Genomic DNA, 11762 nt, shown 5'->3' with positions numbered 1-11762 from the left:
CCCACCGCCACGCTAATCACCCACCCGCACCCCGGTCGCGCCGGGCCACGCCGGGCGAGCGCAGCGGCAACGGAATCAACAACCTGCAACGCGGTAGCGCCGGGCCATGCCCGGCGAGCGCAGCGGCAACGGAATCAGCCGCGTGCGGCCCACCACACCCGCAGCAGGGTGCGCAGCGGGGTCGCCTCGATCGGCTTGCCGGCCGCCTGGGCCGTCAGGCGTGCACGGGCCAGGCTGGACCACACGCGGCGCGGGCGCGGGCCTGGCACGCGCGTGCCCCACCCCTTCAACAGGTGCTGCGCCCAGCGCTGCGCGGCGGAGCGGGTGTCCTCGTCCAGCAGGCTGCGCGGCACGCCGGCCACGCCTGCGTCCTGCAGGCGCTGGGCCAGCGTCTGCAACTGCACGGCCCGGCCCGCACCGGTCCGCGGCCTGTCATCGAACAACACCACTTCCACGGCCGCGACCGCTTCAGCGTAGCGGGCCAGCGCGGCTTCGGCACTGGCCGCATCCGGCGCGACGGTGCGTGCCTCCACCAGATCCGGCAGCGTTTCCGCCAACCGCGCCCACGGCGCACGCACCGGTTCCAGCACACGACCCAACGGATGGCGCGAACGCTGTCCTTCCCAGCTGCGCAGCTCCTCGCCCCACCATGCCAGCTTGGCATCGGCCGGCAACGGATCGCCGCTGGTATTGAGCATGTCGTCGAATTCCTGCAGCAGCGCGAACCACGCTACGGCCAACTCACGGTGCGATTCGGCCACGAACGGCGCGGCCACCGACCATTCCGGCCAACGGCTGCGCCATTTGTCGAGGAAGCTTTCCAGCGCGGTGCTGCTCACTACGATCGTCCTTACGGGTGGGCCGGGCGTGCCGGCTGGGTTGGCCACAGGCTGGCCAGTTGCAGAAGTGCGGCGTTCTCGACCAGTACATCGGCCTGCCAGGCCAACGGGTCGTCGCTGTGCAGGCGGTAGCCCCACAGCGCTGCCACCGATGGCATGGCCGCGGCGCGCGCCGCGATGATGTCGCGCTCGTCGTCGCCGACATACACGCAGTCGCTTGCCGCGACACCGATCGCCTGCGCAGCGTGCAGCAGCGGCAGCGGGTGCGGCTTGCGCTCGGCCAGGCTGTCGCCGCCGACCAGCACGGCGCAGCGCTGCTGCCAACCGTGCTGCGGCAGGATCAACCGCGCCAGGTACTCGGGCTTGTTGGTAACGATGCCCCATATCGTTCCAGCAGCATCGAGCGCGGCGAGCATGCCGGCGACGCCATCGAACAGCACCGCGTGCTGGCCGATCAACGCTTCATAGCGCTGCAGGAACTCCGGGATCAGCGCGTCGCGCGCATGCGCATCCAGGTCCGGGAAGGCCGCCGCGATCATCGCCCGCGAGCCCTTGGACACCACCGGGCGCAGCTGCGCCGGATCGATCGGCGCGCGTCCACGCTCGGCCAGCATGGCGTCGCAGGTGGCAACGAAGTCCGGCGCACTGTCCAGCAGGGTGCCGTCCAGGTCGAACAGCACCGCGCGCGGGAAGTGCGTGGCGGTCATGCCGGCTTGACCGCGTAGGCCAGGTAGTTGATGTCGGTGCGGGTGCTGAGGCGGGCACGGTTGCGCCACGGCTCGTATGCCATGCCGCTGACATCGGCCAGCTGCAGATCAGCCTCGCGCAACCAGCGTGCCAGTTCGGCCGGCCTGATGAATTCCTGGTAGTGGTGGGTGCCCTTCGGCAACAGGCGCGCCACGTATTCGGCACCGACAATGGCCACCGCGAATGCGGCGGCCGTGCGGTTGATGGTCGACAGGAACAGGTGCCCCCCCGGCTTCAGCAGCCGCCTGCAGGCCTCGATGATCGCGCCGGGGTCCGGCACGTGCTCGAGCATCTCCATGCACGTCACCACATCGAAGCTGCCCGGCTGTTCAGCGGCCAGGTCCTCGGCGGCCTGCACCCGGTAGTCGACCTTGGCACCACTTTCCAGTGCGTGCAGCCGCGCGACCTTGACCAGCTCCGGGGCCAGATCGATGGCGGTGACATCGGCGCCGGCCTGGGCCAGTGCTTCGCTCAGCAGGCCGCCACCGCAGCCGATGTCGAGCACGCGTGCGCCGCGCAGCGGCACGCGGTCGGCCACGTACTTCAGGCGCACCGGGTTCAGTGCATGCAGCGGCTTCTGCGGACCATCGGCGTCCCACCAGCGGTTGGCCAGTGCGGCGAACTTGTCCAGCTCGGCCTGATCGAAATTGGAGGAAGCATGGGGGGCAGTCATGGGGAATCCTTGCAGCGCCGGGGTTCAGGCGCGGATATGGCGGATGCGCTCGCGCCACTGGCGCGCGTTGGCGATGATGCCCGGCAGGTCCATGCCGACCAGCTCGCGCTGCACCAGCTTGGGCTTGCCGGCAATCCAGACGTCGCTCACCTGCTGCCGGCCGGTGGCGTACACCAGCTGCGAAAGCACGTTGTGCAGCGGCTGGGTTTCCAGCGCGGACAGGTCCACGCAGACCAGATCGGCCTGCTTGCCCACCTCGATCGAGCCGATCCGCTCGCCGAAGCCCAGCGCACGGGCACCGCCGAGCGTGGAAGCGCGCAACGTGGTGGCCGCGTCCAGCGCAGTGGCGTCGTTGGCGACAGCCTTGGCCAGGATCGCCGCGGTGCGGTTCTCGCTGAACATGTCCAGGTCGTTGTTGCTGGCACAGCCATCGGTACCGATGGCCAGGTTCACGCCTGCGCGCTGCAGGGCGCAGGCGGGGCAGAAGCCGGAGGCCAGTTTCAGGTTCGATTCCGGGCAGTGCACCACGCTGACGCCACGCTCGGCGCACAGGTGGATCTCCGCGTCGGTCAGCTGGGTCATGTGCACCGCGATCAACCGGTCATTGACCAGGCCGAGGCGATCGAGTCGCGCCAGCGGACGCTGGCCATGCAGCCTGATCGAGTCGCTGACTTCCTGCGCGGTCTCATGGGTATGCAGGTGCACCTGCATGTCGAGCTGGTCGGACAGCATCCGCACCCGCTCGAAATTGGCATCGCTGACCGTGTAAGGCGCATGTGGTGCGAACGCGACGCCGATCAGACTGTCGTTGCGCCACTGGTCGTGCAGTTCACCGGCCTTGGCGAAGTACTCGTCGTCGCTCTTCGCCCAGGCAGTCGGGAAATCGATGATGACCGCCGCCACCAGCGCGCGGAAACCATGCTTCTTGTAGACCGCCGCCTGCACGTCGCCGAAGAAGTAGTTCTCGTTGGCGCAGGTGGTGCCGCCGCGCAGCATCTCGGCAATGGCCAGCGTGGTGCCGTCGGCGACGAACTCGGGGCCGATCACCGCCGCTTCCACCGGCCAGATGTGCTCCTGCAGCCAGGTCATCAGCGGCAGGTCATCCGCAACGCCGCGCAGCAGGGTCATCGGGTTGTGCGTGTGCGCGTTGACCAGGCCCGGCATCAGCGCGGCGTCCGGACGGCTGACCACCTGCGCGGCACGGAAGCGCGCCCGCGCTTCGGCACGCGGCAGCACGGCCACGATCTCGCCGCCACGCACGGCTACGGCATGGTCTTCCAGCACCACGGCATGCGGTTCGATCGGAACGACGTAGCCGGCTTCGATGAGCAGGTCGCAGGCTTCGGGGAGGTGCGGGCTGTCGCTCATGCAGGCTCACTTGGCTGGGGGGAGAACCTCACGGGAGGCGGTAGCGCCGGGCCATGCCCGGCGGCTGTCCGTTGCGGCGCCGTGGACGCCGGCAACGGGTTCCGGGCGATGCCCGGAAAGCCGGGCCTGGGCCCGGCTCACAGGTCATCCGGCTGCGCCGGATTACTTCACGCGCGAGGAGTACTCGCCCGAACGGGTGTCGACCCGGATGACTTCATCCTGGTTGACGAACAGCGGCACGCGGACCACGGCACCGGTTTCCAGCGTGGCCGGCTTGCCGCCACCGCCGGAGGTGTCACCGCGGACGCCCGGATCGGTTTCGGTGATCTTCAGCTCGACGAAGTTCGGCGGCTGCACGAAGATCGGCGCACCGTTGAACAGGGTCACGATGCAGGCTTCCTCGCCCTTCAGCCACTTTTCGGCGCCGCCCATGCCGGCCTTGTCGGCCTGGACCTGCTCGAAGGTCTCCGGATCCATGAAGTGCCAGTACTCGCCATCGCTGTACATGTAGTTCATGTCGGTGTCGACCACGTCGGCCACTTCCAGGTCGTCGGTCGCCTTCATGGTCAGTTCGACCACGCGGCCCGAACGGATGAAGCGGTACTTGACGCGGGTGAACGCCTGGCCCTTGCCCGGCTTGACGTATTCGGTATCGGTGATGACCGCCGGTTCATTGTTGACCAGGATCTTCATCCCGTTCTTGACGTCATTCATGCCCACAGTGGCCATGCTCAAGCTCCTCAAATGGCAAAACCGCCGCGGGTGCGGCGAGCCGGTAGAATGGAAAGCCCACCGGATGCCGGTGGGCGACTGTTTTTCTGCCCCCATGATAACCGCAGGCCCCCTCTCCATGCAGCTTTCCGCCTTTCCCCGCCCGTCGTCGCCGGGTGCACCCGCACGCTGGCAGGAACTCTGGCGCCAGGCGCTGCGCGACCCGCACGCACTGCTGGCGCGGCTGGAGCTGGATCCGGTCGCACTGGGCGTGTCCGAGGCGGCCATGGCCCAGTTCGCGCTGCGCGTACCGGACGGGTTCGTGGCCCGCATGCGCAAGGGCGATGCGGCCGACCCGCTGCTGCGCCAGGTGCTGCCGGTCAATGACGAGATGCAGGTCGTTCCCGGGTTCAGCTTCGACGCGGTGGGCGATGGTGCGGCCAGGAAGGCGACCGGGGTCATCCAGAAGTACCGGGGCCGGGCGCTGCTGATCGCCACCGGCAGCTGTGCAATCAATTGCCGCTACTGTTTCCGCCGGCACTTCGACTACGCCGCTGAGAATGCCGCCAAGGGCGGCTGGTGGGAAGCGGTGGACGCCATCGCCGCCGATCCGGATATCGACGAAGTGATCCTGTCCGGGGGGGATCCGCTGTCGCTGGCCACCCACAAGCTGGTCGAACTGACCGACGCGCTGCGGCGGATTCCGCACATCCGTCGCCTGCGCATCCACACCCGGCTGCCGATCGTGCTGCCGGAACGGGTCGACGACGAGCTGCTGGCCTGGCTGGGCAGCCTGCCGTGGCCGCTGGCGATCGTGGTCCATGCCAACCATCGCAATGAGTTCGATGCCAGCGTGGACGCGGCAATGGCGCGCCTGCGTGGCACCGGCGCCCAGCTCCTGAACCAGGCAGTGCTGCTGCGTGGCGTCAACGACAGCGTGCAGGCGCTGCAGGAACTGAGCGAACGCAGCTTTGCCGCCGGCGTGCTGCCCTATTACCTGCACCAGCTGGACCGGGTCGAGGGCGTGGCCCACTTCGAGGTGGATGACACCCGCGCCAGGGAGCTGATCGCCGGCCTGACCGCGCGCCTGTCCGGCTACCTGGTTCCCAAGCTGGTGCGGGAACTCCCCGGCGACCCGAGCAAGCGCCCGCTGTAGCGATCCCGCCGGGGTCAGAGCCGTTTCCTGCAGAAAGGGATCTGACCCCTGAACCAGGATTCAGACGCCGGACTCGATCATCCGCACCACTTCGGTCGCGGTGACCGGGTGGCTCAGCCAGTAGCCCTGGCCAAGATCGCAGCCGCGCTGGGCCAGCAGCTCGAATTGCGCCTGCTGCTCGATGCCCTCGGCAACCACCGTGATGCCCAGCGCGTGGGCCATGGCGATGATCGCCGTGGTCAGCGCCAGGTCGTCCGGATCACGCTGCATGTCGGCAATGAAACTCTTGTCGATCTTCACTCCGTCCACGGGCACCTGGCGCAGGTGGCTCAAGCCCGAGAAGCCGGTGCCGAAGTCGTCCAGCCACACCTTGACGCCGGTGCGATGCAGCTTGTCCAGCAACTGCGCGGCCACCATCTCATCACCGATCACGGCGGTCTCGGTCAGTTCCAGATGCAGGCGCGAAGCCGGCAGCCCCGACTCATGCAGGCACTGTGCGACCAGTGACGGCAGCTCGCCGCCACGCAGCTGCCGGGGCGACACGTTCACCGACACGAACAGATCATCGCCGCCCGCACTGCGCGGCCACTGCGACGCTTCCATGCAGGCCGCGCGCAGCACCTTCGGCCCGATCACCTCGATCAGCCCGCTCTGCTCGGCCACTTCGATGAACACCGACGGCGGGATCGTGCCCAGAGTGGGGTGCTGCCAGCGCAGCAGCACCTCGACGCCGACCATCCGCCGGTCGCGGGTGCGGAAGATCGGCTGGTAGGCCAGGCGCAGCTCGCCGCGCTCCCAGGCGCCGCGCAGTTCCTGTTCCATGTGCACGCGGCGCTCGACAGCATGGTCCATCGCCCGGCTGTAATACCGGTAGCAATTCTTGCCGGCCATCTTCGCCTGGTACATGGCGATGTCGCCGTTCTTCAGCAGTGTGGTCGCGTCTGCGGCATCGTCCGGGAACAGGGTCACGCCGATGGAGGTGCCCAGGAACAGCTCCCTGCCCTGCACCACCAGCGGCTTGCCCAGTTCGCGCACCAGCACCTCGGCCAGCAGCCGCGCATTGGCAGCGACATCGCCGTCGCCGACCAGGATCACGAACTCGTCGCCGCCAAAACGGGCCAGCAGCGCCTCATCGCCCCCGGCCTCGGCGACGGCGCGGCCGATCCGCTGGGCAAACTGCAGCAGTGCTTCGTCGCCCGCTTCATGCCCGAGGGTATCGTTGACCCGCTTGAAATCGTCGATGTCCGCAAACAACAGGCCCAACCGCTGCTTGGACGCACGCGCGGCCATCAGCCGGTGGTCCAGAGCTTCGCGGAACGCCAAGCGGTTGGTCAGGCCGGTCAGTGCGTCGGTGTAGGCCATGTGCCGCACCTCGCGGTCGTGGCGGGCGATGGCATCACGCATGCGGGCGAATCCCCGCACCAGCTCGCCGACCTCGTCGTCGCGGGTATTCTCCAGCAGCGGCGCCTGGTAGTCGCCGGCTTCGATGCGACGGGCCGCCACCGCCAGGTCGCGGATCGGCGCGACCAAGGTGCGCTGCACGTAGAAGATCACCGCCACGCCGATCACCACCAGCAGGCCGAGCATCAGCAGCAGCCAGCCCAGATGACGGCTGCCGACCTGCTGCAGGCGCTCGCCCAGCGTTGCGTTGGCGGCCTGCTCGCGCTGCTGCACTTCGTCCAGCGCCATGCCGACGCGGACGCCGCCGATGCGCTGGTTGCCGACCATGATCGGCATCGTGTTGTCGAGCACCTTTGGCGACTGCTGCACCACCAGCGTCCGCGCGGCGATCGCGCCCGGTGCAAGGGGGTCTCCCATCGGCTGACCGAAGGCGGCGACCTCCACCGAACCGTCGTGCACCAGCCGGCCACGTTCGTCGAACACCAGCACATAGCGCACCACGGGCTGCCGCGACGTGCTGCGCACCAGTGCGCCGACCTGGTCCAGATCGTGGTAGTACAGCGGGTTGGCCAGCGCATCGGAAAGCTCACGGGCGATCGCTTCGCCGCGGCTGCGCACGCTGCGGTCGAACAGTTCATGGATGACGCCGCCGCTGAGGTTGCGCACCTCGCTCTGCATCGCCGCCTGCCGCCCCAGCAGCACCGCCAGGATCGCCACCACCACAAGCATCGCCCCGCCCATCGCGAGCAGGAACCGCGCCTGCATTCCCGAGCCGAGCCACTTCATTCCACTTCCATCCGCACGCGCGTCAATCCTTGTTTCAATTCATCCAGCCGCTGCTGCGCATGCGCGTCGACGCGGTGGAAACCGGAAGTACCAAAAAAACGGTGCAGCGCTGCCTGTGCCTGCGGATCACTGGCCGCCTGCAGCAGGACCTCCTGCAGGCGATCACGGACGCGTGCATCCAGGTCGGCGCGCACCACCTCCACGGCGCGAGGATAGGGCTCCGTGCGCAACAGTTCGCGGAAGTCGCGCCGGAACGCCCGCGGCATGCGCCGCTCATCGTTCCAGTCCACGCTGCTCACCGCGCCCGCATCGGCCACGCCCTTGTGCACGTAGGTGGCGATGTTCAGCTCGCTACGGGCGAACACATAGCCGACGCTGTCCGTGCCCGGAGCGTCCCACGTACCCGCGAGGATCTGTGGGGACAACCCGTGGCCCAGCAACGTCATCACCGGCACCAGGTAGGCGCTGGTGGATGCGGTGTTCTGCAGCGCAAGGCGGTGGCCCCGCAGGTCCTCCAGCCGCTGGAACGGGCTGTCGCGGCGCACGAAGAATACGGTCTGGTACTCACGCACGCCATTGCGCTCGGTCAGCAGCAACGGCCGCGCACCGCTGCGCTGCCCCAACGCCACTGCGGTTCCGGCGGTTTCCGTGACCCAGTCGACCTGCCCCCGCCGCAGATAGCTGGCCATCTGCTGCGGATCACGCGCCATCAGTATCCTCCCCTCCTGGATGCCGACGTCCTGCATGCGTGCCACCACGTAGTCCAGCAGCGGCTGCAGCTGCTGGTAATGGGCCTTGGGATCGTCGCTGATCCGGCCCAGCACCAGCACCGGATCCGGCGCAGCACGCACCGTTCCGGCCAGCAGGACCATGGCCAGGCTCAGCAGCGCCCCCTGCATTGCCGTTCGCAGACCCGACACCGGTTTCATCCCCCCCTGGGTATCCGGACAGACTACCCGAAAAAATGAGAACGTCGTCAGCCGTTGTGACTGCCCGGCTTGGCCAGACGCGCCATGCGCTGGGCATCGGCCAGGATGCCGCGCAGCAACCGCACTTCCTGCTCGCTCGGCTCGCTGCGCAGGAACAGGCGGCGCAGCTTGCGCATCGCCGACTCCGGCGCACGGCCCTTGTGGAAATCGATCTCGTCCAGGGTGTCGCCAAGCTGGGCGAAGAAGCTCTCCATCTGTTCGTGGCTGGCCACCTGCTCACGAAAGCCCGGTTCGGCGCCAACGGCAGGCTGGGCGCCGAGCAGCTGCATGCGCACCTCGTAGGCCAACACCTGCACGGCGGCGGCGAGGTTGAGCGAACTGAACGCCGGATCGGACGGAATGTGCACCGCCGCGTGGCACAGCTGCAGCTCCTCGTTGGTCAGGCCGGTCCGTTCCCGGCCAAACACCAGCGCCACCTCGGCACCCTCACCGGCCTTGGCGACCGCACGGGCCGCTGCGTCGGCGGGCAGGTACTCCTCCAGCTGGACCCGGCGTGCGCGGGCCGTACACCCCAACACCAGACGGCAGTCGGCGACGGCCTCGGCCAGGGTGGCCACCACGGGCGCATCGCCGAGCACGTCCTCGGCGCCGGCCGAGCGGCGGAATGCCTCCTCGTCCAGCGGTTTTTCCGGGGCCACCAGTACCAGGCGGGCCAGGCCCATGGTCTTCAGGGCGCGGGCGGCGGCGCCCATGTTGCCGGGATGCTGGGTTCCGACCAGGACGAATCGGAGGCGGGTGGCGGCGGGGAACTGGGACATGAACAGGGAAAAGGTCGAGCTGGACGATGACCAATGGTAAACTGTGCGGCCGGCCACTGCGCCGGACCCGCTCTTTTCCCCCGCCAGTCCTACCCTTCTGCCTTTCCGGGAGCCCACGCCATGCAGAAACCCGCCGTCACCGTCATGGTCAAGGCCGCCCGCCTCGCCGGCAACGTCCTGTTGCGCAACATCAACAAGCTCGAGGCACTGAACGTGGTGCAGAAGGGGCGGATGGACTACGCCAGCGAAGTCGATGCGGACGCGGAAAAGGTCATCGTCAAGGAGCTCAAGCGCGCGTATCCCGAGTACGGCGTGTTTGGCGAGGAAGGCGGCGTGCAGGGCGAACATCGCCACATGTGGGTCATCGATCCGCTGGACGGCACCAGCAACTACCTGCGCGGCGTGCCCCACTACTGTGTATCGATCGCCCTGGTCGAGAACGGCGAGCCGACCGACGCGGTCATCTTCGATCCGCTGCGCAACGAGCTGTTCACCGCCAGCCGTGGCGCGGGCGCCGTGCTGAACGACCGTCGCATCCGCGTGGCGGATCGCAAGGACCTGGGCGGCACCATGATCCAGACTGGCTTCGCTCCGCGCGAGCGCGCCCGTGCCGGCGCCCAGTTGAAGGCGGTCGATGCCCTGCTGGTGCAGGCCGAGGACATCCGCCGTACCGGTTCCGCTGCGCTGGACCTGGCCTATGTCGCCTGCGGTCGCGCCGACGCCTACTTCGAGGCCGGGGTGAAGGCCTGGGACATCGCGGCCGGCGTGCTGCTGGTGCGTGAGGCCGGTGGCAAGGTGTGCGATTTCAAGGGAGCGCCGCTTGCACGCATGGACAACCGCGGTCCGGAAACCCAGCAGGTGGTGGCGGGCAACCTGAAGGTGGCCGAGTCGCTGCAGAAGGTGCTGGTCAACACGGGCTATGCGGCTGAGTTCGACGCGAAGTTCTGAGCTTCCCTGTAAAGCGGTTCATGGAGACGGCACCTGTGAAGGTGCCGTTTTCGTATCCGCAGTGATCGTGCTTGTCACTTTCTTTGCTCGTGCAAAGAAAGTAACCAAAGAAACACGCCGCCAGGACGCGAGCCGACGTGCTGTGCACGCCGGTTCCCTTCGCTCCTCGGTCCGTCGAGGGACGGTGCGGGAACTCGCTGCGCTCAGACACCCGCACCTCTTCGCCCTCGCCGGACCTGCGGTGCTCGGCTCGCTCAAGGCGGACCCAAGGTCAAGAACCACAGCTGCACGACGATGACGGGTAGCGCCGGGCCATGCCCGGCGAGCGAAGCGGCCGCTTCGCCTTCGACCTTGAAAGTGACACCCCTCCGCAGTCGCGGAAACGATCCTGCGGGCACGCGTCGATGCTGCCGACGCGCAAACAGAAACGCCCGGCACGGGGCCGGGCGTTCCTGTAGCAGTGCGTTGCAACCGGAGGCTTACACCACCGTCGAGGCCCGCAGCGCGGCGATGCGCTCTTCCAGCGGCGGATGGCTCATGAACAGCTTCTTCGCGGTCGAACCGGCGATGCCGAAGGCGGCGATCTGGGTCGGCAGCGTGCTCTGGCCGTGGTTGAGCTGCAGGCGCTCCAGCGCGGCGATCATCTTCTGGCGACCCGCCAGCGAGGCGCCACCGGCATCGGCGCGGAACTCACGATGGCGCGAGAACCACATCGAGATCATGGTCGCGAACAGGCCGAACACCATCTCCAGCACGAACACGATGATGTAGTAGGCGAACCCGCGGCCGCCGCCTTCGCGGTTGCCCGACAGCGCGCTGTCGATGACGCCGCCGACCACGCGCGCCAGCACGATCACGAAGGTATTCAGCACACCCTGCAGCAGCGCCATGGTGATCATGTCACCATTCGCCACGTGGGCGATCTCGTGGCCCAGTACGGCTTCGGCCTCATCTTCGCTCATGTTCTGCAGCAGACCGGTGGACACCGCCACCAGCGCGTTGTTGCGGTTGGCGCCGGTGGCGAATGCGTTGATCTCCGGGCCATCGTAGACCGCCACTTCGGGCATGCCGATGCCGGCCGCCTTGGCCTGGCGCTCGACGGTGGCCAGCAGCCAGCGCTCGGTCTGGTTGCGTGGCTCGGTGATCACCACCGCGCCGGTGGAGCGCTTGGCCATCCACTTGGACAGCAGCAGCGAAATGAAGGAACCGCCGAAGCCGAAAATCGCAGCCATCACCAGCAGGCCGCTCATCTGGTTCGGATTGACCCCCAGCAGCGACATCACGATGCCGGCCAGGATCAGCACTGCAAAGTTGGTGGCTAGAAAGAGTGCGATGCGGGTAAACATGGGAAATTCCGGCTCGGAAGGGGTCGATATCCGTCAATTT

11 protein-coding genes are annotated in these 11762 nt (G+C 67.9%); 2 read left to right on the top strand and 9 right to left on the bottom strand.

The window, feature by feature from the left end; translation table 11 throughout:
- Positions 1–134: 134 nt before the first annotated feature.
- The 5 genes from ACVOME_RS08170 to efp form a co-directional block, all read right to left on the bottom strand.
- Positions 135–839, bottom strand: a complete 705-nt coding sequence (locus ACVOME_RS08170; protein WP_111186434.1) for a squalene/phytoene synthase family protein — start codon at positions 837–839, stop codon at positions 135–137.
- 11 nt (positions 840–850) lie between these two features.
- Positions 851–1546, bottom strand: a complete 696-nt coding sequence (locus ACVOME_RS08165) for a phosphoglycolate phosphatase (protein WP_481504964.1) — start codon at positions 1544–1546, stop codon at positions 851–853.
- Positions 1543–2259, bottom strand: a complete 717-nt coding sequence (ubiG, locus tag ACVOME_RS08160) for a bifunctional 2-polyprenyl-6-hydroxyphenol methylase/3-demethylubiquinol 3-O-methyltransferase UbiG (protein ID WP_065175506.1) — start codon at positions 2257–2259, stop codon at positions 1543–1545. The genes ACVOME_RS08165 and ubiG overlap by 4 nt, the downstream gene beginning before the upstream one ends.
- A gap of 24 nt (positions 2260–2283) precedes the next feature.
- Entirely contained in the window at positions 2284–3627 is a 1344-nt protein-coding gene (locus tag ACVOME_RS08155; protein ID WP_164150577.1) for a TRZ/ATZ family hydrolase, read from the bottom strand.
- Between the two features lie 162 nt (positions 3628–3789).
- Positions 3790–4356, bottom strand: a complete 567-nt coding sequence (gene efp / locus ACVOME_RS08150) for an elongation factor P (protein ID WP_053520087.1) — start codon at positions 4354–4356, stop codon at positions 3790–3792.
- A gap of 121 nt (positions 4357–4477) precedes the next feature.
- On the opposite strand from efp, the gene epmB reads away from it, so the two are divergent.
- Positions 4478–5494: an EF-P beta-lysylation protein EpmB gene (epmB, locus tag ACVOME_RS08145; protein ID WP_065175508.1), complete on the top strand. Its 1017-nt coding sequence runs from the start codon at positions 4478–4480 to the stop codon at positions 5492–5494.
- 60 nt (positions 5495–5554) lie between these two features.
- Here the strand turns inward: epmB and ACVOME_RS08140 are convergent, their stop codons facing one another.
- The 3 genes from ACVOME_RS08140 to ACVOME_RS08130 are packed head-to-tail and all read right to left on the bottom strand — an operon-like array spanning position 5555 to position 9428.
- Entirely contained in the window at positions 5555–7681 is a 2127-nt protein-coding gene (locus ACVOME_RS08140) for a putative bifunctional diguanylate cyclase/phosphodiesterase (protein ID WP_053520089.1), read from the bottom strand.
- On the bottom strand, positions 7678–8610 hold the full coding sequence (locus ACVOME_RS08135) for a phosphate/phosphite/phosphonate ABC transporter substrate-binding protein (protein ID WP_111186437.1): 933 nt from the start codon (positions 8608–8610) through the stop codon (positions 7678–7680). Before ACVOME_RS08135 ends, ACVOME_RS08140 begins: the two co-directional genes overlap by 4 nt.
- 47 nt (positions 8611–8657) lie before the next feature.
- Entirely contained in the window at positions 8658–9428 is a 771-nt protein-coding gene (locus ACVOME_RS08130; RefSeq protein ID WP_053520091.1) for an RNA methyltransferase, read from the bottom strand.
- A gap of 120 nt (positions 9429–9548) precedes the next feature.
- Here ACVOME_RS08130 and ACVOME_RS08125 point away from each other — a divergent pair, with 120 nt between their 5' ends.
- On the top strand, positions 9549–10376 hold the full coding sequence (locus ACVOME_RS08125) for an inositol monophosphatase family protein (RefSeq protein ID WP_053520092.1): 828 nt from the start codon (positions 9549–9551) through the stop codon (positions 10374–10376).
- A gap of 479 nt (positions 10377–10855) precedes the next feature.
- Here ACVOME_RS08125 and htpX read toward each other — a convergent pair whose 3' ends face one another.
- The gene (gene htpX / locus ACVOME_RS08120) at positions 10856–11722 is read right to left on the bottom strand and encodes a protease HtpX (RefSeq protein WP_053520093.1); all 867 of its coding nucleotides are present in this window, start codon (positions 11720–11722) and stop codon (positions 10856–10858) included.
- Between the last annotated feature and the right edge of the window lie 40 nt (positions 11723–11762).

This window comes from Stenotrophomonas sp. STEN008 (assembly GCF_056760435.1).
The sequence above is the reverse complement of the archived record's forward strand: the minus strand, read 5'-3'. Positions and strand labels throughout refer to the sequence as shown.